Origin of the sequence: Alicyclobacillus suci (genome assembly GCF_017329615.1) — a bacterium.
Lineage (GTDB): Bacteria > Bacillota > Bacilli > Alicyclobacillales > Alicyclobacillaceae > Alicyclobacillus > Alicyclobacillus suci.
Genome location: NZ_JAFMTW010000004.1, coordinates 73,862 through 95,126, shown reverse-complemented (window position 1 = coordinate 95,126; position 21,265 = coordinate 73,862). Strand labels below are relative to the sequence as shown.

The 21,265-nt window shown below is 54.6% G+C and carries 18 protein-coding genes and 1 riboswitch; of the genes, 14 read left to right on the top strand and 4 right to left on the bottom strand.

Annotation, left to right across the window (positions count from 1 at the left end; translation table 11 throughout):
* The first annotated feature begins 78 nt into the window (after positions 1 to 78).
* From J3482_RS03635 to proS, 8 genes are all read left to right on the top strand, one after another.
* On the top strand, positions 79 to 633 hold the full coding sequence (locus J3482_RS03635) for a prepilin-type N-terminal cleavage/methylation domain-containing protein (RefSeq protein ID WP_223203988.1): 555 nt from the start codon (positions 79 to 81) through the stop codon (positions 631 to 633).
* Between the two features lie 144 nt (positions 634 to 777).
* Positions 778 to 1,329 carry a prepilin-type N-terminal cleavage/methylation domain-containing protein gene (locus J3482_RS03630; protein WP_146821578.1) on the top strand — a complete coding sequence of 184 codons (552 nt, stop codon included), beginning with the start codon at positions 778 to 780 and terminating at the stop codon, positions 1,327 to 1,329.
* 11 nt (positions 1,330 to 1,340) lie between these two features.
* The gene (locus tag J3482_RS03625; protein WP_206915993.1) at positions 1,341 to 2,075 is read left to right on the top strand and encodes a type II secretion system protein; all 735 of its coding nucleotides are present in this window, start codon (positions 1,341 to 1,343) and stop codon (positions 2,073 to 2,075) included.
* 13 nt (positions 2,076 to 2,088) lie between these two features.
* Positions 2,089 to 3,444 carry a hypothetical protein gene (locus tag J3482_RS03620; RefSeq protein ID WP_206922072.1) on the top strand — a complete coding sequence of 452 codons (1,356 nt, stop codon included), beginning with the start codon at positions 2,089 to 2,091 and terminating at the stop codon, positions 3,442 to 3,444.
* Positions 3,445 to 3,455: 11 nt separating this feature from the next.
* Positions 3,456 to 4,556, top strand: a complete 1,101-nt coding sequence (gene pilM, locus J3482_RS03615) for a type IV pilus biogenesis protein PilM (RefSeq protein ID WP_146821575.1) — start codon at positions 3,456 to 3,458, stop codon at positions 4,554 to 4,556.
* 5 nt (positions 4,557 to 4,561) lie between these two features.
* Entirely contained in the window at positions 4,562 to 5,155 is a 594-nt protein-coding gene (locus J3482_RS21225) for a PilN domain-containing protein (RefSeq protein WP_206922071.1), read from the top strand.
* Entirely contained in the window at positions 5,152 to 5,754 is a 603-nt protein-coding gene (locus J3482_RS03605; protein ID WP_021297342.1) for a hypothetical protein, read from the top strand. Before J3482_RS21225 ends, J3482_RS03605 begins: the two co-directional genes overlap by 4 nt.
* Positions 5,755 to 6,468: 714 nt before the next feature.
* Complete coding sequence (gene proS / locus J3482_RS03600; RefSeq protein ID WP_021297343.1) at positions 6,469 to 8,028, top strand: proline--tRNA ligase; 1,560 nt, start codon at positions 6,469 to 6,471, stop codon at positions 8,026 to 8,028.
* 76 nt (positions 8,029 to 8,104) lie between these two features.
* Here the strand turns inward: proS and J3482_RS03595 are convergent, their stop codons facing one another.
* From J3482_RS03595 to J3482_RS03585, 3 genes are all read right to left on the bottom strand, one after another.
* Positions 8,105 to 8,743, bottom strand: a complete 639-nt coding sequence (locus J3482_RS03595) for an HAD family hydrolase (RefSeq protein WP_021297344.1) — start codon at positions 8,741 to 8,743, stop codon at positions 8,105 to 8,107.
* 74 nt (positions 8,744 to 8,817) lie between these two features.
* A complete protein-coding gene (locus J3482_RS03590; protein ID WP_021297345.1) occupies positions 8,818 to 9,168 on the bottom strand; it encodes a hypothetical protein in 351 nt (116 codons plus the stop codon).
* Positions 9,165 to 9,983 (bottom strand): ParA family protein, encoded by an 819-nt coding sequence (locus tag J3482_RS03585; RefSeq protein ID WP_206922070.1) that lies wholly within the window; start codon positions 9,981 to 9,983, stop codon positions 9,165 to 9,167. Before J3482_RS03585 ends, J3482_RS03590 begins: the two co-directional genes overlap by 4 nt.
* 218 nt (positions 9,984 to 10,201) lie before the next feature.
* Here J3482_RS03585 and J3482_RS03580 point away from each other — a divergent pair, with 218 nt between their 5' ends.
* From J3482_RS03580 to J3482_RS03565, 4 genes are all read left to right on the top strand, one after another.
* Complete coding sequence (locus J3482_RS03580; protein ID WP_206922069.1) at positions 10,202 to 12,043, top strand: PAS domain S-box protein; 1,842 nt, start codon at positions 10,202 to 10,204, stop codon at positions 12,041 to 12,043.
* A 301-nt stretch (positions 12,044 to 12,344) separates the two neighbouring features.
* Positions 12,345 to 12,429: riboswitch (cyclic di-GMP riboswitch) on the bottom strand.
* Between the two features lie 317 nt (positions 12,430 to 12,746).
* Positions 12,747 to 14,330 (top strand): DUF4855 domain-containing protein, encoded by a 1,584-nt coding sequence (locus J3482_RS03575; RefSeq protein WP_021297348.1) that lies wholly within the window; start codon positions 12,747 to 12,749, stop codon positions 14,328 to 14,330.
* A 7-nt stretch (positions 14,331 to 14,337) separates the two neighbouring features.
* On the top strand, positions 14,338 to 15,738 hold the full coding sequence (locus J3482_RS03570) for a hypothetical protein (protein WP_021297349.1): 1,401 nt from the start codon (positions 14,338 to 14,340) through the stop codon (positions 15,736 to 15,738).
* Positions 15,739 to 15,762: 24 nt separating this feature from the next.
* Positions 15,763 to 18,021, top strand: coding sequence for a peptidoglycan-binding protein (locus J3482_RS03565; protein ID WP_206922068.1), 2,259 nt, complete (start codon positions 15,763 to 15,765; stop codon positions 18,019 to 18,021).
* A 157-nt stretch (positions 18,022 to 18,178) separates the two neighbouring features.
* On the opposite strand, the gene J3482_RS03560 is transcribed toward J3482_RS03565, so the two are convergent.
* On the bottom strand, positions 18,179 to 19,048 hold the full coding sequence (locus J3482_RS03560; protein WP_206922085.1) for an SDR family oxidoreductase: 870 nt from the start codon (positions 19,046 to 19,048) through the stop codon (positions 18,179 to 18,181).
* Between the two features lie 321 nt (positions 19,049 to 19,369).
* On the opposite strand from J3482_RS03560, the gene J3482_RS03555 reads away from it, so the two are divergent.
* Both J3482_RS03555 and J3482_RS03550 read left to right on the top strand, forming a co-directional pair.
* The gene (locus J3482_RS03555) at positions 19,370 to 19,873 is read left to right on the top strand and encodes a CcdC family protein (protein WP_146821564.1); all 504 of its coding nucleotides are present in this window, start codon (positions 19,370 to 19,372) and stop codon (positions 19,871 to 19,873) included.
* A gap of 30 nt (positions 19,874 to 19,903) precedes the next feature.
* Positions 19,904 to 21,100, top strand: coding sequence for a D-alanyl-D-alanine carboxypeptidase family protein (locus J3482_RS03550; RefSeq protein WP_146821563.1), 1,197 nt, complete (start codon positions 19,904 to 19,906; stop codon positions 21,098 to 21,100).
* The last annotated feature ends 165 nt before the right edge of the window (positions 21,101 to 21,265 follow it).

The following is a 21,265-nucleotide window of genomic DNA, read 5'->3' as shown; positions in this document are numbered from 1 at the left end:
ATAGGTTTGAAGGGCGAGACAGGCATCTCAGACATACGAAAAAAATCAGGGGAGAGACAAGGGCGAATGAGAACATGGGTGAAAAGGCTGCAAATGTGGTTGCAGCGGCTAAACGAGGAAAAGGGTGTCACACTGATTGAGTTGTTGGCCGTGGTCGTCATTCTCGCGATTATTGCGGCGGTAGCCATTCCCGTCATTATGGGACAGATTAATAAGTCGAAAATCAATACGGATAAGGATAATGAGAAGATTATCATCGATGCGCTGCAGCGCGCGGACTTTGATTACGAAAGTACGCAAAGTGGCGATGGGACGATGACGCTAAGCTTTGGGACAGGTGATTCTGGTACGCTGGCACCCGATGAGACCGATACCACTGTGAATGTTACATTTGGTAGTAACACAGACAATATGTATGATGTTTTGGTGAAGGGGATTACATCCGGGAGTGGAACCACTGGACAGACAGGCGGTTATCTGGACGAGGTGCCGAAGGCACAAACGGGCACGGACGGAGATTGGACCATCACCACCTCAGATCAGTCTACTAACTCCGAGGCTGCGCCGTTTTCATTTGGCGGCGGCACGACGTATTATATCTATCCAGCAGGCTCCACGAGTTCAGGAAGTTAATCTTCACTAGGGTAGTCACTAGCGTAGTCGTCGATTGGCTCCTCACGTATTGGGGGGCCAATCTTCCATTGGGATTTTGAAAAGGGACTCACGCCTTTCGCGGTGGGGGAGTCGCAAGTTGATGAGCGTTGGAGATAGGCCGGCATGAAGCTACTCAGTATGCGAGCACGTAAACAGAACAGCCAAGCGCATTGCAAAGTGAATTCAAGTGGTGATTCGGACGGTGGATTTACGCTCATCGAGGTCCTGGCTTCGGTTGCAATTCTGGCGTTGCTCCTGACAGCCGTTCTCGCGGCCATCCAGTCGGTGCAAAAGGGCACATTGGCGACAACACAGTATGATCACGCCCTGGGCTACGCCACCGAGATTGCCGAGTCACTGCGTGAAACCTATGGAACAAGCGCGGTTGACCAGGCCGATAGCACGATTCCCGTGCGGCTTGTCGGCAACGAACTGACCACTTCGAGTGCGTCGTCACCTATTGTGTTTAACATCTATCTCACCGCAGATGCGGGGCAGCGTATCGGTACAGCGACGAGTTCCGGGCAGATTGGCAGTACGGGATATACCTATGATGTCACGTACACGGTCAGTGGCGCGCAGGGCAGTCAGTTGACACGCAACTTTACCATTACCGTCATAGATCCTAATGGTCGCAAAGCCACTGTTCAGGCACCTGCGTATCAACTGTCGTAGGAGGAAGAGACATGCGTCAATGGCAGCGCCTACGGCAGGAGAATCAGGGTGTTACGCTTATCGAACTCCTTGCCGCTATCGTCATTTCGACGATTGTCGGCGCAGTGATATTGGCCGTGCTGTGGCCCTCTGCAGAGCGGGCTATCAGCCTTATTGGTTACAACGCCGCCGAGCGAAAAGTCTTACTGACCAATCAATTATTGAATACAGAGCTGCACAAGGCGCACTATGTTCAAGTTCAGTATCAACAGACCCCCACGAAGCAGGTTGTGTTGTGGTTGTATGATCAAAATTCGACCATGGTGCCCGCGAATGCCACAGGAAATATCCCATGGTTGTACAATACGAACACTGTGGTGAGTAACGATACAGGGAATTCGGCAAATCAGTCGTTGGCCTTGGTTCATCCGCATCGGTTCGGGGCACTGGTGTTTACGCAACTTCCCGATGGAACATACAGCGTCGCCTTTACAACGAATGTACCAGAGACGTCTCCGACGGCGTGTGGTACGACGATGGATTTTGCCACACTCCAACAAGACGCTAATTTTTATCAGAGCGGCCTACAGGTGACGTGGGATTTCCCGCAATTCATCGGCGACGCCGGGTTTCCATTTGATGCTTCTTATCAATGTAAGTTTGTCAATAGTTTTATCATTCGCCTGTCTACGACTTATCAGACGGCGGGCGGTAAACCAGCGACGTTTGTGTTGACAGCCGGTTACCATGACGCAGAGCAGCGGTGATGAGATGAGGAGAATGCGGAGAAAGCGAAATCAGGGTGAAGAAGGCTACACGCTTCTTTGGGTGCTGATGCTCGGCGTCGTCATGGTGACCCTTGTCAGTGCGGCGATGTTTGCGGCGTCTTATGTGAGGGGCACCGGGGTGCGCGGGTTGCAGACGGAGACGGTCGGGCACTTGACGAGTGACACGGAGATTCAGAATGACTTGTCGAATATCGAAGAGATTATTAGTGACACAGCGACCAAGGAGCAGTCGGAGCTGACGGACGCTGACGGGGTGGCGAAAGTGACAGGGGATGCCACGCAACAATTGGACGCGCAGGGCTATACGGCCACGATTACGGATTCTTATACCGATTCGAGTGGGACGATTCATGAGGTTGTGCGGGTGTCGAAGGGTGGATCGTCTATCACACTCGACGTCACCTTCCAGTCATCTGGTGCTGGTTCTACCAGTTCTACCGTGCCTGTACGACAGACGCAGAACCCGTATCCTTACAGCCAATATTCGAGTGAGTACGTCGCGGATGGCAACGCGACCAGCCAAGCTCAAGTCGATGCCGCTGAGGAGACGAAGGGGTCAGGGCCATATATCGTGATCCACTCTAGTACAGCGGACGGCAATCCGACGGATTTGAACTTGAACAGTGGCACCATGACCTATGGCGACACCGCGGGGGATATGAAGGAGCTGGTCACGGGTAGCGTCGTTGCGAACAGCGGGGCGACGTTGACGGTTCACGGATCACTTGATGCGACGAATGTCACGTTGAACTCCGGTGGGACGGCCACCATTGACGGTGATGTGATTGCCAACACGGTGACGGTGAGCGGGAAGTTGACTATTTCTGGGCAATTGTCTTGTCAAACGTTGAATATTAACAGTGGATCACAATTGCAGGTAGGAAGTTTGGCGGATGGAACCGCACTTTCGGTCAATACAGGCTTTACGATTGCGCAAAATGCGAGCATCCAGGGTGGCGTCACGGTGAATAGCAACGGCAATTTGACGATAGATGGTAGTCTGATAGAAACAGGGCCAGTGACTGTAGATGCGGGGGCGACCTTGCATGTCAAAGGGGATGCAGTCGTGGCATCGACTACGACGAACGGGACGAGTGAGAAAGATGGATGGGTCCTGATGAACAGCGGGAGCTCCCTGTTGATTGATGGGAATCTGTGCGTAGATCAGTATCTCTATCAAAATTCAGGCACGACGGTCAAAGTCCAGCAAGAGGCGGCGATTGCACTGGGCACCCGCGGGAATGGTGGCTCGTTTGCGGCGAATCCGTATGTTCAATCCGCCAGTTGCCCCGTGTCGTCGCGGCCTAGTGGTAGTGGATATACACTCAAGTCGATAACGGAGATTTAGGTGGGAGATGTATGGCGCGGGGACAGGGCATCAGTAGGATTGGATTAGATATTGGATTGGATGCCATTCGCGTGGTGGAACTTCAGGTGGGGCAGACGCTGCGACTGCAGCAGATGAGCGGGCAGCCCGTGGAAGCGGGTGTCTTCCACGGCGGTGATGATATTGATTGGATTCGCCTGGAACAGCTCATCGACCACGCACTTCACGGTTACAAGGTGCGGGGCAAACGTGTGCACGTGTCCATCCCCGGTGTGTACACTGTGATTCGACAACTCACGCTACCCAACTTCACAGACGAGGAGTTGCGGGAGGTTATCGAGTTTGAGTTGACTAGCACGATTCACTTGCCGTTTGCCGAGGTGGTATTTGATTTTGTTCGATGCCCTGCTTCGCCGGATCAGAGTGAGGGCGACAACGTGAGTGTGATTTTGATAGCGGCCGATGGCGCTTTTATTCGCCCGCTCGTGGAACGATTGCGCAAGCGGAAACTCAAAGTGGCATCGATTGATATTCGCCCGTTGGCTAAGTTTCGCGTATTGCGGCGGGTGGTTGAATTGCCGGAGACGTTTATTTTGACGGAGATGGATACGCATGGCACAAGTGTCCACGTATTTCATGGAGGACTACTTTATTTGACGAGAGATGTTCCCGTGATTTTAGGCGACAAAACGGGTAGCCCGCTGGAAGGCGGGTTTGGCGAAGGCGTCGACGAGCGTGTCATGAATGCGACGGCGATGGCCGCCACTGACGAATCGTCGCTGCCTGTCACCACGCCCGCGCGCGTGCATCCGTCGCTTGAAGTTTTGTCTTTGTCGGATTATGTGGGGCGGATTGCGTCCGAGTTGGAACGCACCATGAATTTCTTTCAGTACACGCTCAATCAGCGGTCGGCACAATTTCAGGAGATTATCATGACGGGCAGTCACTTGTTAAATCCGCACCAGCAGGCAAACATCACGGATAGGACAGGCGTCGTTGTACGGGCGCTGTCATTTCAGGATGTGATTGAAACCAACTTCATCGCTGGGCGACGCGGGCGCTTGATTGCGGGTGATGATTCCGTTTCGGTCGATTACACAGCCGCCATTGGACTAGCGATGCGTGAGGAGTAAACGGCGTGGATATTAACTTACTTCCGAGAGTCTCGAAACCGCGGAGTACCCAATCACAGTGGCACAGCCCATCGCGCAAATGGCTGGTTATTGCAGCACCTATTGCCGTCATCGTCGCGTGTTTGGTCGCCATGCAAGTTTGGTTCTACGCGACACAGGCGCGGTATACTGAGCAGGTGAACCATTTGACTCAATCGCTTGACCAGCAGGGACATTCCGCCCAGGCGGGTGGCGGTTCGACGCAAGGAATCACACAACAGGCAGAGGCACTGGCTGCAGCGCGAACGGATTGGGCCCGAGAGCTCAAGGATATCCACGACGCGCTGCCAGGGGGCATGACCGTCGATACCATTCAAGCGAGCGGATCGTCAATACAAGTTTCGGGACGAAGTTCAGGCGTCATCGCCGTCTCGACGTTCGAACACGCGCTCAGTTCAGACGCCTGGGTTCATCAAGTCACGCTGCAAAACCTCAGCTTAGGCGTCACCAACCAGACGGCGGTTATGGTTGGGCCGGCGGATGGATCGAACAAGGCTCCGCTGCAGTACCTGTACCAACTGACCATCGCACCGACACAGACGGGGGGCACGAATCCGTGAATCGGAAATTGACACCGCGGGAAACCAAACTGGTCATCGCCGTATTTCTGCTTGCACTCATCGCCCTCCTGTACTTGTTTTGGTTCCGTCCGCAATGGGACAAGCTTTTAAGCCTCCGGGGCGAGGTTGCGAATTTGCAGCAATCCATCGCCAACCGCGCCTCAAGTACCCATGCTTCGTCATCTCCGTCGCCGAACACGGTGGCTCCTCAAAGTGGGACGGGGGCGAAATCCATCACACTGCCGAGTGACGCGGATGAATCAGGCCTCCTCGCAACCTTTGCAAAAGTAGCCGCAGAGACGGGTGTAAGGGTCGTCAGCATAGCGGCCGCAAGTGCGGCGAATTCGACGGACGAATCTACTACGACCACGAATGCATCTTCTGCAAACCAGACGGGAACAACAGGTGGCGGGCAAGTGCTGCCAAATATCAGCCTTCAGTTGGCGGTGCAAGGCAGTAGTGCGCAGGTCGAAGCATTTCTGGAAGGGCTGCACGACGCTCCACGGCTGCTGGACGTGACAACCGTCAACTTGCAACCGCAGAACGGGCACACACAGGCGGATATAAATTTGTTGGCGTATTACGCGCCGAGCAACTGAGGTCCTGGTGACGGGGCCTCTCCGGCTGCGGATGGTGATTCGGTTTTGTCCGTTGCGATTGGCGCCGGATGTCTTATTAAGACGCGCGGGCGTGATTGAGGGCCGATAAGACATGAAATCTGCCCTAATGGCCGACTTTTCGCCTTTATCGGGCGGCATTTGAGTAAATAAGGTATTTTGCGTGCCCTAATTGCCCTGAGGTCGCCCAAATCCCGAAAATAGGGCAGATATTCTGCCTTATGTCACAGCCGTGGGCCACTCCCGGCGAGCAGCCCAGATGACTCCGACGTCCTGCAGCGGACGATCCCGCCCTCACGCCGATGGTCGCCTGATCCGCCCTGGCCCTGCACCACCCCGCCCCGGCCCGCCTACATCCCCACCCTATTGACATCCGCTGTCGAAAGTGTCTATATATTCGATAATCAGTGTTGAAGGGGCCAGTAGCCGGAGAGCGCAGACAAGAGACCTGATTACCTTGGTGAGAAATCAGGCTGTGAACCTCCAGTGAACCCACCCCAGAGCTGGCGATGATGAGTCGCCCGGTCGCCTCCCGTTATCGCAAGGCACCGATTCGTTCTGGTTCGTGCATGATGGAAGCCAGAGCCGATTGGAGTGGAGCGCCGCCGAAGTGGGCGGCGAATAAAGGTGGTACCGCGAGTTCAACCTCGCCCTTTGATGGGCGGGGTTATTTTTGTTTTTTGGAGGGATTTTGCGATGAAAATGTCCCATCTCGTGTTTAAAACGGAGCGTCAGGTACCGGCCGACGCGCAATTGACCAGCCATCAGTTGCTGATTCGCGCTGGGTTCGTGCGGCGCGTGTCCGCAGGGATTTACACATATGGGCCGCTCGCCGTGCGGGCGTTGCATCACATTGAGGCGATTGCGCGGGAGGAGATGGATGCGCTGGGTGCACAAGAGGTGCTATTCCCGGTGGTGCAACCGGCAGGGTTGTGGGAACAGTCTGGGCGGCTGTCGAGTATCGGCCCTGATTTAGCCCGCTTGACAGACCGCGCGGGGGCGGCGATGGTCTTGGCGATGACGCATGAAGAAACTGCCACGGATTTTTTTCGCAGCATGGTGCAATCGTATCGCGCACTGCCGCTGATGATGTACCAAATACAGACTAAATTTCGAGACGAGCCGCGTCCGCGTGGAGGGCTGATTCGACTGCGCGAATTCTTGATGAAGGACGCCTACAGCTTTCACCTAACGGTTGACGATTTGAACGCGCACTACGAAAAAGTGCTTGAGGCTTATGTTCGATTTTTCAAGCGTTGTGGCTTGGACATCGTATCCGTCGAGTCGGATACCGGGATGATGGGTGGCGGTATGGCGCACGAATTTATGTTTTTGTCTCCGATGGGTGAGGATACGCTGTTGATTTGTGACAGCTGCGGATACGCAGCGAATCGGGAAGTGGCGGTGGCACAGAAATCCAGCGGTGGGCTCGTGTGCGATGAATTGCAGGTGAAGGTGTATCGGGATGGGGCAGGTGGCGTGATCGTGGTGGTGGTCCCGAGACACCTCGACGTGAATCCGATAAAACTGACGCGTGCCGTTGGCATTGCGGATTTGGCTGAGGCTGCGGCGTCGGACGTCGCGCGCGAAGCGGCGTTCGATGTTCGTGTTGTGGTTGACGAGGGGGTTGATTCAAAGTCGGCCTGGACGGCGATTGCCGCGCATTTGGGCGACCTATCCACATGTGCGACCGTGGCGACGGCGGATATCACGAACGTGAGCGCAGGGATGGCGTGTGGGCGCTGCGGGGGCGCTTTGCGGGAGGTGCGTGGGATTGAGGCGGGGAATACGTTTAAACTTGGAACAAAGTACAGTCAGGCGATGGGGGCATCGGTGGCGGATGCCGATGGGCGGTCGATCCCGGCGGTGATGGGTTGTTATGGCATCGGTATCACGCGCGTGTTGGCTTGCATTCTCGAACAGCATCACGACGCGGCGGGGATGATGTGGCCGCGCAGCGTCGCGCCGTATGCCACACACATCGTCAGTGTCGGCGACGATGCAGCAATCGTGGGCGCCGCAGAAAACGTGTACCAGGCGCTGGGGATGGAGAATGCCATCTGGGATGATCGGGCACTGCGCCCCGGAATCAAGTTTAGCGACGCCGACTTATTCGGGATGCCGACGCGCATCACCGTGAGTGCCCGCTCCCTTGCGGCGGGTGGCGTTGAACTCATGGACAGGCGAACAGGACAAACGACCATCGTGCCCGTGGAGAACGTGCGCGAGCGGGTGCTCGGCACGCAGTCGCGCTGACGGGGCTCGTGCAGTAGGCGCATGTGGCCCTCGCGAGAAGGGCCTATTGCCCTGTGTCGGTGTGAAGGGACGACCATTAGGTGAAGTAATTCAACAATCCAGGCAGGTCTTTGACGATGTAAATGGCGCCCGTCAATTCGGATGCGTCGCCAAAGCCGAAGTCACACCCGATAAATGGCATCCCGACTTCGGCTGCGGCATCGCGATCCGTATACCGGTCTCCCACCAAGTACAATTTGGACTCTTGCCCGTAGCGTGCGACGAGTTGACGCAAGATGTCGGCTTTTCGCGTGCCGTGGACCGACTCGAGACAGAGGGGTTCATCAAACAGGTGGCCAATGCCTTGTGTGGCCATCACGGCGTCTAGGTACCGCTCGCCGCAATTGCTGGCGGTGGTGAGGATATAGCCGCGACGATGCAGTTCATGGACGACCTCGCGCGCGTGGGGCAGGAGGATATCCCGATGTCGCATGGCTTCGTCGATGCGCGTGGAGGACAGGTGGAAGGCTGCCATCTGTTCCTCTGCGGTGTGATTCGGCATCAGCGACTGCCAAATTTCTCTGTCCGGGAGTCCAAACGTCTTTAAAATCTGTTCGTCTGTCGGTAAGTCCGCAGGCTTGACGGAGAACTCGGCCATTGCGGATTTGTAGGCGTCTATCGCGATGTCGCCGGTGTTGATGAGGGTGCCGTCGAGATCAAAAATGATAACTGCCACAAGATTTCCTCCACAATTTATCTTTTGGGTGTTCTGTTCACTTTAAATGTACGGTGCGGCCTGCAGGCTATGCATTATTCCTGCGGTGGCCATGCGTTGTGCTCTTTCAGCGAGGTTTCAACGAGTCCTCGAATCCACTCGCTCTTGCTGGTCTTCGTCCCCGTTTGCAGATATTGACGAAGCAGAAACATTTCCAATGCCTTATCTAAATCCTCATCAAAGTACAGGGTGGTGACTTTCCGCTTGATTTTTTTCGGCCGTCCAGGCCGGGGCGGCGAATCCACCTCAATCGCATTTGGCGCGACTGCTTTTGCGATGATGGGCTCAGGCGTCGGCTGAGGTGCGGGCGCAGGTTGGATAAGTTCCTGGTGAACGGTGCGCGACCGGGCTAGCCGCTGTTGCAATTTCTCCTTTAACTCGCTCATAGCCGCTGTAACAACTCCTCGGTAAACTGCTCATACTCCTGGATGGCACGACGCAGTTCGCGGTTTTCAACAAATCCTTGCAAGTTCAAACGTCCGGTCGCGGCTCTGCGGTAGATTCGCTGGGCGAACAAAAGTGGACCATATTCTTCGTCTTCCGCGAGGGTCTCCAACAGCAATTGCGCATCGGCCCGGCGCTTTTCGACCATTGTGGCGAGAATTCCGGCGACTTGGAGGTTTGGGTTCAGTTGTTGCCGAACGTGATACACGGTTTCGAAAAATCGCGGCAGTGCATCGAGACAGAATTTACTAGGTTCAAATAGGGACACGATGTGTGTGGCCGCAGCCATGCCATTGATAGATTGGTCCCCTAAACTCGGTGGACTGTCGATCACGACGAAATCATATGGCCGAACCCGAAGGATTTTCTCCAACGCACCGCGGAGTACAAGACCTGGGTTTTTGCCTGGGTAGTTGCGCTCGAATTCGCGGTACAGCCACCTGGACAGGGTGGCCATGAAATCCTCGCTAGGCATCAAATCAATGCCTTCCGATACTGGATGAACGTAGTTGCTGACGAGTTCTTCGCCGTTTGCTTCGACGCTTTTCATCGCTTCCAGCGCGGTTCTGCCACTGTACTCGTAAATGTCGTCGTGTTCACTCAATAGGTTGGTCAGGTTGCCTTGCGAGTCCAGATCGATTGCTAATACCTTTTGGCCGCGCTTGGCCAATATGTACGCAGTTGCCGCTGCTGTGGTGCTCTTCGCGGCGCCGCCTTTTTGGATGCCGAAGTATAGTACGGTGGTTTTACTTGTCAACAGAGTACGCTCCCTTCGCCCATATTCTAGCATATTTGCGGAGAACGTATATCGATATCTATATCCGTATATATTGATGTATTTCGATATGGTTGTATCGATATATTGTTACGCAGGGTGGAACGCGGGTATTTCCGCCTTTTTTGGAAATTGACGATCCTTTGGGCACATGACACAATACAAAGGAAACAAATCAAGTTTGAGGGGCGCGTACACGGATGAGTACGCTAGTCAATTCAACACGCGACATTGTCTGGCAAAAAGAGATCTTGGAGAGTATCTACGACGGATATTACGAGATGGACCAATCTGCAAACCTCGTGATGTTGAATTCTTCTCTGTGCGAGATTTTACGCGTACCAGAGTGTCAATTAATCGGTAAGGCATATCGAAGACATTTAACCTATTCACAGGCGAAGAGTTTGTATCGTCTGTGGTCATTTGTCTGGCGTACAGGAGCCCCTCGACGGGCGCATGAGTTTCAGTTTACGAGTGGGGATGGACAAGAACTGACGCTTGAGGCGTCGGCGACTTTGGTTCGAAATTCGTTCGGGGCGCCGGTTGGGATGCGTGGCATCATTCGGAACATTACCGACCGCAAACGGGTGGAATGCGCGTTGCGCGAGAGCGAGCGTCGATATCGGTCGCTGTTCGACGAAAACTCTGATCTCGTCGTTCAACTCGACCTCAAAGGCAGAATTGTCGACGTCAATCCGATGACAGAGGAATTTATCGGGTACGACCGAGCGTCGCTGCTGGGGTTACCGCTCCAAGTCTTTTTGTCCAAGCAGGATATTTACCATTTGTTGCGCGGCTTTGTACATGCACGTGCGGGCGTCATCAAGGAACTCGAGGTACTGATTCGCCACCGCACAGGTAGACCGATTCGCGTGCGGTTAAAAGTGATTCCAATTCGGGCGGATGACACGGTGACGGGTGTATTTGCGATTTGTCGGGACGTGACGGAAAAGCATGCCACAGTCGAGGCCATTCGCAAACTCAGCATACAGACCAAATCTATTTTGGAATCGGTTGCGGAGGGGATTTGCGGCGTCGATTTACATGGCCGTGTGATTTTTGTCAATCCGGCTGCGGAACGGATGTCTGGATACGCTGCGGCCAATCTCCACGGGCGAGATTTTTATGAGACGCTCGGGTGCTCGGGCAACAGCCACATCAGGGAGCGCGGGCATCGAAATCCAGTCCAGGAGGCCATGCACAGCGGTCAAACGCGGCACATTGTGGATGTGCAGTTCTGGCGAAAGGACGGTACGCCGTTTCCTGTGGAGTACGTGGTCTCGCCGATTTACGAGGAAGACCAGGTGACCGGTGCTGTGCTCGTGTTTCGGGATATCACGTTGCGGCGGCAGTCGGAAGAGATGCTGCTGCGTTCCGAGAAACTGTCGGTGGTGGGCCAACTTGCGGCGGGCATTGCGCACGAGATAAGAAACCCACTGACGACGTTAAAGGGGTTCTTGCAATTGGTCGCCAAGCAACCGGAGTCAGGTCCCAAGTACGCGGACATTATGAGCACAGAGATCGAACGGATATCGCGCATCACGAATGAGTTGTTGGCTGTGGCCCGGCCCCAGTTTTCCGAGTTTCAGTCGACGCCCGTCGAGCAAATCGTGACGCGGGTATATGACCTCTTCCACTCCGAGGCGCTGATGCAGGGCATTGTCATGGAGATGCATCTGCAGGACGAAGGCGCCATGGTATTGTGCGAAGCGGATAGAATTCATCAGGTGTTAGTCAATCTGATTAAGAACGCGATGGATGCGGTCACTGGCGGCGGAAGAGTTTACCTGTCCACTTGGGTGGACGCGGATAAGGTGTACATCCGTGTGCGGGATACGGGGATTGGGATGGACGCAACGACGCTTGAACACGTCGGCGAACCATTTTATACCACGAAGTCTGGTGGAACCGGTCTTGGTGTGATGGTCTGCCAGCGAATTGTCCAGTCGCATGGCGGGTGTATTGAATGGGATAGCAAGGTGGGTGAAGGGACGACAGTCACGATGAATCTACCGTTACATATGCTTGGGAACCATGCTTGAGTGGCCATTTCGCGATTGCTGGGTTACATTACATAGAATACATGGATAACGTGATGTATATACAGAAGAGGGCCGCGCAGCGCGTGGCCCTCTTCTGTGGAAAAAGATAAATCATGCCAAAAACGGTTGTTGCCTGGCTTTTGCAGCCATCATTGCTCTGTCTTTTTTCTTTTCAACCCTTGACCCCTGACGTGGCCGCACCTATCCGACCCTGGTATGCAACTGGCGTACACCGCCATGCACCTCGCTTTCAGGATGGATACACGTGACCTCCGCGGCACATAGCAAAGGCCACCTGTAATAAACAGGTGGCCGGTTGCACAACTCACTCCCCCAGCTCTTATGTGCCCACGTGACGAGCAGGGATCATCATGTCCACTCTTCCGAATGCTGTTCAGTTGATAAACGTTACTTGAATTATATGGGGAATTTTAGCGAGGCGTCAACTGGTTCTATGAAATATCTGATTTTGCGTAATGACGGTACTTGCTGGTGATCGAAGGGTTTACCCCTTAGGGAACTGCCCTTATAATAAACTGGTAACTCTATGAGCTTTTGGTGGCAGTCTATCTTACTGCCCAATTGATGTAACATTCTGTTTGATTTTGTCGTCTTTTCTTGATAATGGCCAGCACGGTACGACCCCCATGCGGCTTCCTTGTCTCCCAAAGCGCGGACTGAGAACATTAATGGAGGATGAAACATGAACCATTTGCGCCGGCGGTGGGCGGCTGCTGTCGCGGCGTCCACGACCCTTGGGCTCGCTTTGATGAGTCCCTCCGTGTCCGCTGCAACCCCCGCTTCGATGCAAGACCTCACATCACTAGGCACTATCTCAACTACCGTAACAGGTCTGCCAGATTCCACGTTTTCGCAGAATGAAGCGGCCTATCGCCAACCTGTGACCAGCAAAACTGGCTGGCTTGGGTTCAACCACCAGGGTGGACGATATATCACTGTGAAATTCGGACGTTCCGTAGATGTGCGCCATATTGAAATTACGGCGATGCAAAACCAGTCGATGGGCGTCTATTATCCGGATTACGTCCAATTTCAATTCGAGCAGGATGGCACATGGTACTCTGCTGGAAACCGCTATTCTGCCATCCCGCAGAGTGGGCAAAAATCGACGACTCAAACCTACGCATGGGACAGCGACACAGGCATCGAGGCGGACGCCATTCGCCTGTACATCCCCGTTGGTGTTTGGGTGTTCGTCCGCGGTCTTGATGTCAAGGGCAGTACCTCTGCCGTGGGCAGTGCTGCGAATACGCTCGGATACGTGCCCGGCCAGCAGGACGACATCGGACCACTTTCTCCGACATCTGCAAGTGCAGCAGGAATTCACAACATGTTGCTCGTCGAGACGGGAGCGCACGGGGAAGAAGGCACCTGGTCCGCGAGCGATTTCCTGCCGATGGTGGCAGATGTCGATACCTCGGGCAACATTACGAGTTCCCTGTTTGATACGATGTTGTTTCTTCCCTATGGGAACGTGAGCAACACAGTGACAGGACTCACCAACTATATCAACGATTTGTTTGCGCCGAATCAACAGCTTTCCGCGCTCGACCAGGCTGTCGCTCAGCGCGACCAGGCGCTGGGTACGACCGATAAGGAAAAGGTTGTGCTGACGATTCCGTATTTCGGTTATGGTACGCACGATTTCGGTTCGGTGAATGGGCAAGACGTGAACTTCGGTGGTTCCGCTACTGATCCGAATGCGCTAGCGGCCCGCGAGACGGCCATGAAATGGTATTTGCAAACGCTGATGTCAAAATGGCAGGCGGCTGGTTTTCAGCATCTGCAACTCGATGGAATCTATTGGGACGAGGAGCAGTACCACGTCACGACGCCAGGGGAATTCTTCTATCTGCAATATGCGGTTTCGCAAGTGCACCAGTTGAACTTACCTCTATTTTGGATCCCGTTTTATGGTGCCGATAGGACGAACCAATGGCAATCCCTTGGCTTTGATGCGGCGTGGATTCAGCCGAATTATGTGGAGCAGGGCGCCAATGCCGATGTGATTCGCATCAGCAACGCGATGGAGACCGCCAAGCAGAGCGGGATGGGCATTGAAGTTGAGTTGACCGGATTAGACGCCAGCAACCAACAACTGTATGACACCTTTTTGGACAAGTTGAACCTCGAAGGGTTTGGCAAAGACCAGGTCAGTCACGCGTTTTATGACGGATCGAAATTGCTTGTGACGGCCGCCGAATCGACGGATCCTACACAGCGCGCCGCGTATGACGCGACCGCCGCGTTTATCGAAGGAAAGTGAGGGCGCTATGAAGCGATATGTGCTAAGCAGTTCCCTGGGCGTTGTTGTGGCGGCTGGCCTGGCGTTGACACCGATGGTGACGCCGGTCGCCGCCGCGGCCAGTCCGCAATACAAGATGGAGAAAAAGACCATTGTGCTCAATGGCAAGACGATTTCACAACCCTATGGCTTTACATATAACAACACGACCTATATGCCCATTTGGTATGTGGAGCAGGGACTGACACAACTGGGGATTACAAGTTCCTGGAAGAACAACGTGTGGAACCTTCAGGTCCCCTCGACGATGACAGTCGATAAATCGAACATTCAGGTGGGGTCGGGGAAGATTTCACTCGAAATCAACGGCCAGTTGATGCACAAGGTGAACGGGATTGCCGCAGTCGATCCCGCCTCGGGCAAAGCAACCACCTTCATCCCGATTTGGTACACCCAGCAACTGCTCTCGCGCGTCGGCATCACGGCGCCGTGGGACGGTACCACGTGGACGCTGAACGCGCCGACCAAAGTCACGCCACCACCTGCACTGCCAGCGAACGAGGTGCCTGTGTGGCAGGTCTTGCAGCAGGTGGAAAGCGCCTTTGGCATTTCTGCGAAGGCTTCGGGTACCAGTAGTTATAGCGACATTGCCACGACAGACAGCCATTTTGCTGTGGTGCAAACGGCGATTAGCAAACACATCTATACACCGCCGTCGTCGACCCATTCGGGCGCTTATGACGCCATGAGCGTCGGTGGTATAGACCAGGTCTTGTGGAACGCGTATGGGCTGACCGACGCGTCATTTGAGCCAGGCGGCGCTCCGTTTGCCTGGGCGAACGACACTGGGCTGAATCCGTCGGGCGTGCAGACGAGCGACTTGTTGAGTCCGCAGGAATTATCCGAAATCGTGTCGAACATTGCTCATCACCAAACTGGTTTTGTCAAACTTGACGCCGATACCTATCAAGTCGAGTACCCCATTCGTGATGAGGCGACCGCTACCTTTAACGGTGACAGTGCGGGCGGGCAGCCATTCTTCACGTCGAACCAGGACGTTCAAAACGCCATCATCCAAACCTATCAGTTCTTCGACAGTATTCAAGTGACGAACGAGAATGGTACGTGGGTGTTGACCATGCCGAGCGAAGGTGCGACCAGTTGGTTTAGTTACACGACGACGCTGGGTCAAATTCAGTACGAGCGCCCGGGGGATACGACGTGGTCGACGACGGATGTACTCGACAGCCGAGACTTGGGCTTGGCGGCCGATGACAGCATTCGCGTCAAATTGCCTACGTCGTCATCCATTTCGATTTCGATGAACCAAATGCTCCCCGATCTCGGCGGAACAGTGGTCCTAGGCGAAATTCAAGTTGCCGTAGAAAATGGCGCGCTATCCGTACAGCGCATCGATATTAGCTCATGACTGAGAAGCGGGGGTTCATAATTTGTGAAGAAACAGCGTCTGCTCGCCGTGATGATATTGCCAAGCCTTGCCTCGGGGGCAATGCCCATTGTGGCGCATGCTGCAACCACCAGTACTGAACCAGTGTTACAGGTGGGATCGACCGGGGCAGCAGTGGTCACCTTGCAGAACGATTTGAACGCGCTTGGGTTTACCGTCGGACAAGCCGATGGCGATTACGGCCCGTTGACGACGACAGAGGTCAAAGCGTTTCAAACGAGTCACCACCTGACGGCAGACGGCGCGGTGGGGCCACAGACTTGGTCTGCGATAGACGCCGCAATGGCGGCATTTGCGTCGAAGCCGGTCAACCTGAGTGCCAACAGTCCACTCGTCACGCACTTGGAAGCCAAGCAGATTTACTACAATGGAAAGCTGATTACGTCTCCGGACGGCTTTACATATCAAGGCACCACCTACATGCCGATTTGGTATGTGATGAACACGATGGATCAAGTAGGCTTCCAGCACACCTGGTCCAACAACGTTTGGAACATTATCGTGCCGTCCAATAGCGGCTTCAAGGTGGATTACAGTAACATCAAGTACGGCAAAGGCAGCACGTCTATCGCCATCAATGGCACGGTTGTCGATAGAGTGGACGCGGTCATCCACGTTGATCCGGCGTCGGGGCAGCCAACGACCTATCTCCCGATTTGGTACGTCATGGACGCACTCACGCGGGTTGGAATTCAGTCAGGATGGCAGGGCACGACGTGGACCATGAAGCCGCCTGCGACGACGCCTGCGGGCGGCTCGAGTGGATCTACCGGATCTACCGGATCTACCGGATCTACCGGATCTACCGGATCTACCGGATCTACCGGATCTACCGGATCTACCGGATCGACAGGATCTACCGGATCTACCGGATCTACCGGATCTACCGGATCTACCGGATCTACCGGATCTACCGGATCTACCGGATCGACAGGATCCACCGGATCGACAGGATCCACCGGATCGAGCGGAACCACGGGATCAACGGGATCCAGCGGTTCGGCGGGCTCCTACACGAATGTGGATTTACGCTTTCCCGCGCCGGGGAACGTGAACGCGAACACGATTGACCAGTACTTGTTGGCGAATCACTCGCCGATGAACGGGCTTGGCGCATCGTTCATGGCGGCGCAAAACACGTATGGCGTCGATGCCAACTACTTGGTCTCGCATGCGATTTTGGAGAGCGCGTGGGGGCAAAGCCAAATTGCGCTCGCGAAGAATAACCTATTTGGCTATGGCGCTTATGATGCCGATCCTGGTGATGACGCCGGGATGTTCCCAAGCGATGATTACGCGATTCGCTTCGAGGCGTGGGAAGTCCGTTCGAACTATTTGACGCCCGGCGCCAGTGAGTACGTGAGTCCGACATTGACGGGAATGAACGTCCATTACGCGACAGATCCGCAGTGGGCATCGAGTATCGGCAGCTTGATGGCGCAATTCTCGGGCTCCGTGGGATCAACCATCAGCGACTACACGCAGTACACACCGGGGCAAAGTGCACCTGCGCCAAAGAGCAATTCGGAACCGGTCTATTACTTGAACGGTGCCAAAGGGACGACCAAGTCTACCCCGTATTACAATGGTGTTCCGTATTTCTCCAGTATGGGCGCGGGGATGCAGGAAATGTTCTTTGGCCAGTTGAGCATCGGGAGTTCCGGTGAGCCCGTGATGGAAGTGCAGCAGTTCCTCAACCAGCAAATCGGAGCGGGACTGACGGTCGATGGCCAGTTCGGCCAAGCCACGCAAACTGCGGTCAAAAAGTTTGAGTCGCAAGTGATGGGCATGGCGAACCCGGACGGCATTTGGAGCTATAGTATGTGGACGAAGTACATTGGAACGTCGAGCAGTCAGCCGACGATTCCGGCGGGGACGACCGTGAATATCACCCAAATCGAACAAGGGATGGCCGGAGGCCTTGTGGTGCCGTGGTACTACGTTCAGGGCTACGGTTGGGTGGATTCCCAGTATGTCTCGTTTAACAACGTCTATCGGGTGCAGGTGGCAAATCCGACAGGCACGAGTACCTCCGTTCCGGTATACAGCGCGAGTAACACGTCGCAACAGATTGCGACGCTCCATAACGGGGATTTCGTCGTGGCGAACAGCGCGAGCCCATCAGGTGGAGCTTATACTGTTCAAATTGCGGTAGAACTCGCGACGGGCGGCGCGGCTGCAGGGACGTTGATGACGGGTGTCATCCCGGCGAATGGGTCCGTGACGTTGGTCGCGCAACATTAATGCTCGTGGGGATGGGCCGCACAGGGGCACCGTGAAACACCTCGAACTGCACACGGCTTTCAGCGCGTGTTGCAATTCGAGGTGTTTGCGTTTCGACGGCGACTCTTGTCGGTCACACACCCGCCGGGCACATGTTGATGCGCCGACCTGTTGGCTGTCACCCGTTGACAATGTCCCCGCCGTTGACGTGCAGGACTTGGCCGCTCACGTAGGAGCTGTCGGAGCTCGCGAGGTAGACGTACGCTGGCGCGAGTTCTGCGGGTTGTCCCGCGCGTTTCATCGGCGCATTGCTGCCGAATTCTGCGACTTGCGCGGCGTCGAACGTCGAGGGAATGAGCGGCGTCCAGATGGGGCCTGGGGCGACGGCATTCACGCGGATACCTTGCTTGATGAGCGATAGTGAAAGCGATCTCGTCAAGGTGACGATGGCGCCCTTGGTGGCGGAATAGTCTATCAGTGTCTCATTGCCCTTGTAGGCTGTGATGGAAGTGGTGTTGACGATGGTTGCGCCTGGCGACATGTGGGGGAGTGCCGCCTGAATCATATAAAAGTAGCCGAATACGTTGGTGCGAAAGGTGCCTTCCAACTGTTCGGGCGTGATGTCGAGAATGCTCTGTTGCGGATGTTGTTCCGCGGCGTTGTTGATAAGGATATCGAGTTTGCCGAAGCGCTTAACAACGTCGTCGATAGCGTCTTTGCACTGAGCGGGGTCACGGACGTCAACAGGCAGCGAGATGCACTGGCGGCCATAGTCGCCAACTGCTTGGACGGTGTCGTCGGCGTCTTCGTGTTCGTTGTAATAGACGATGGCGACATCGGCGCCTTCCTTGGCAAAGGCGATGGCCACCGCGCGCCCAATGCCGCTGTCGCCGCCGGTGATGACCGCAACTTTGTCGGTTAATTTGCCGTTGCCACGGTATGCTTTATTGTCGCTGTCTGGGGTGGGTGTCATCAACCGTTGAAGGCCGGGTTGCTCGGATTGATGTTGCGGTGGGAACGAGGTCGGGTAGGGCGTGATTTGAATCATGGTTTGGGTCGTTGTGCCGCTGGAGCTTTCTGAAGACTGGTTATTTTGCGCCATACTGGCACCTCCATTATACATTGTTTTTTTCTTAGGATGGTTCGTGGCGCAGTTTCTATGCCTTGGACGGATTGGCCTAACGTGGAAAACAAGTAGGCGGATATGCAAAATGATACTGCGCAGCTTGAAATTACCACTTGGATGTCGTAATTTTGTGGGACTCCGTTCAAAAACACGACAAGGATTTGATGGTATACTGACAGCTATGGTGATTCGTCATTGCCAACGTGTAGCAATCAAGCGCGCTCATGAAAGAGAGGGTTTGACATGCCAAACGCTGTGGCGACAGTGATTGGGACTGTGATTGCAGTGGTTTTTGCGCTCACGGTGATTTTTATTCGGTTGCGGGCTTCTGGGAGGCCGACCAATGCGAGGAAGATTCTGATTCCACCAGTGATGATGAGTACAGGCTTCCTGATGTACATTTTCCCGTTCACGCGTGAACGCTTGGCTTATGCGCTCATTGCCTTTGTGGTCGGGTGTTTGCTCAGCTATCCGCTGATTGCGACCTCAAAGATGTTTGTTCGCGATAATCACGTGTACTTGCATCGCTCGAAGGCGTTTATTTACATTCTTTTGGGGTTGCTCGTACTGCGTCTGATCTTGCATAGTGTTGTAGAGCAGTATGTGGACATCTATCAAACCGGATCTTTGTTCTTCGATTTGGCGTTTGGAATGCTTGTTCCTTGGCGTCTGGCGATGTTCGTGCAGTATCGCAAGCTGACGCAGGGACGTGACTCTGTTGGGCCGTCTGTTGAATCGAAGGCTTAGTATATTGCAGAAAATGTAGGAGGATCATTTGTGCGCAGCATCAAGTGGATTATCATCGCGCTCGTCATTATTGCCATACCCGTCGTCCAGTTCGTCCGACCTGTACCGCACTTGTCGCTGCAAGTCAGTGGTGCGACAGTGAACACCGTACCCGGAGCAAAGCCAAAAATTGATTGGCCGAGTGAAGGACAAGCTGCCCTTGCTGCCATTGGAGTTGGCGACATGGGGCATTCGGGTGCGCAGACACCAACGCCGATTGCTAGTGTCACGAAAGTGATGACGGCGTATCTGGTATTGAAGAAGCATCCGCTCGGCATTGGCCAGGATGGTCCGTCCATCACGGTCACAAATGAAGACTACCAAACGTATGTAAGTGATAAGGCAAAGGGTGAGTCCGTCTTACAGGTCAAGCCCGGCGAGAAGCTCACAGAGCGCCAAGCGCTTGAAGGGTTAATGCTGCCTTCCGGAAACAATGTCGCAACTATGTTGGCGAAGTGGTGTGATGGCACGGAGAGCGCCTTTGTCAACGAAATGAACAAGACCGCGAAGTCGATGGGGATGACCAACACCCACTATGTCGATGCTAGCGGTTTTAACCCGGGCAGTTCCAGCACGGCGGTCGACCAAGTCAAATTGTTCTCCGCCGCCATGCAATTGCCGACATTTAAGGCTGTGGTGGCAGAGCCCCAAGCAACTTTGCCGGTTGCAGGCACGGTCTACAATGTCGACTCGGAAGTCGGTCATGGTGTCATTATTGGTGGCAAGACGGGTAGCACGTCGCAGGCAGGCGGATGTTTCGTGTTCGCTTCGCAAAAAACGATTGGCGCGAAGGATGTCGTGATTGTCGGTGCTGTGCTGGGACAGACGAAGACGCCTGAATTACAAACTGCACTGGATGCTGGGGTGACTTTGTCGAAAAATGCGCAGGCTGCCTTGCGCCACGTGCAAGTTGTCAGTGCAGATACGCCAATTGCAACACTCAGCGCACCGTGGACGTCGTCGGATGAGACGGTTCGTGCGGGTGAAAACGTGAGTGTGATTGGCTGGCCTGGAATGCCAATCCACGAGTCGGTGCAGCAAGCCGCCAATCTTCCGACGCATGTTGATGCCGGCGCCACGATTGGAACGCTGACCATCACGGTTGGAGATCAGACCAAGAAGATTCCGTTGAAGACGACGAAGGCGATGGACGGTCCAAGTTACGCTTGGCGACTGAAACGACTGTAAGTCCGTGGAGATCGGTTTTCGTATCATACGGCCCCTTAGAAAGTGGGGCCACTCGGTTTGCGAAGTAAACTATTCTATCTTGTAGATTTTGAGACGTGTGCCATGTGTCTGCATGGCACACGTCTGCGTCATGGCAATATTTACGGCAAGAGGCCACGCTAGGGT

Bases quoted from the DNA above. Each gene is read 5' to 3' on its own strand.
- J3482_RS03555 (WP_146821564.1), top strand. From the start codon at position 19,370: ATGCCAAACGCTGTGGCGACAGTGATTGGGACTGTGATTGCAGTGGTT.
- J3482_RS03590 (WP_021297345.1), bottom strand. From the start codon at position 9,168: ATGAGCGAGTTAAAGGAGAAATTGCAACAGCGGCTAGCCCGGTCGCGC.
- pilM (WP_146821575.1), top strand. From the start codon at position 3,456: ATGGCGCGGGGACAGGGCATCAGTAGGATTGGATTAGATATTGGATTG.
- J3482_RS03570 (WP_021297349.1), top strand. From the start codon at position 14,338: ATGAAGCGATATGTGCTAAGCAGTTCCCTGGGCGTTGTTGTGGCGGCT.
- J3482_RS03620 (WP_206922072.1), top strand. From the start codon at position 2,089: ATGCGGAGAAAGCGAAATCAGGGTGAAGAAGGCTACACGCTTCTTTGG.
- J3482_RS03580 (WP_206922069.1), top strand. From the start codon at position 10,202: ATGAGTACGCTAGTCAATTCAACACGCGACATTGTCTGGCAAAAAGAG.
- proS (WP_021297343.1), top strand. From the start codon at position 6,469: ATGAAAATGTCCCATCTCGTGTTTAAAACGGAGCGTCAGGTACCGGCC.
- J3482_RS03630 (WP_146821578.1), top strand. From the start codon at position 778: ATGAAGCTACTCAGTATGCGAGCACGTAAACAGAACAGCCAAGCGCAT.
- J3482_RS03575 (WP_021297348.1), top strand. From the start codon at position 12,747: ATGAACCATTTGCGCCGGCGGTGGGCGGCTGCTGTCGCGGCGTCCACG.
- J3482_RS03560 (WP_206922085.1), bottom strand. From the start codon at position 19,048: ATGATTCAAATCACGCCCTACCCGACCTCGTTCCCACCGCAACATCAA.
- J3482_RS03625 (WP_206915993.1), top strand. From the start codon at position 1,341: ATGCGTCAATGGCAGCGCCTACGGCAGGAGAATCAGGGTGTTACGCTT.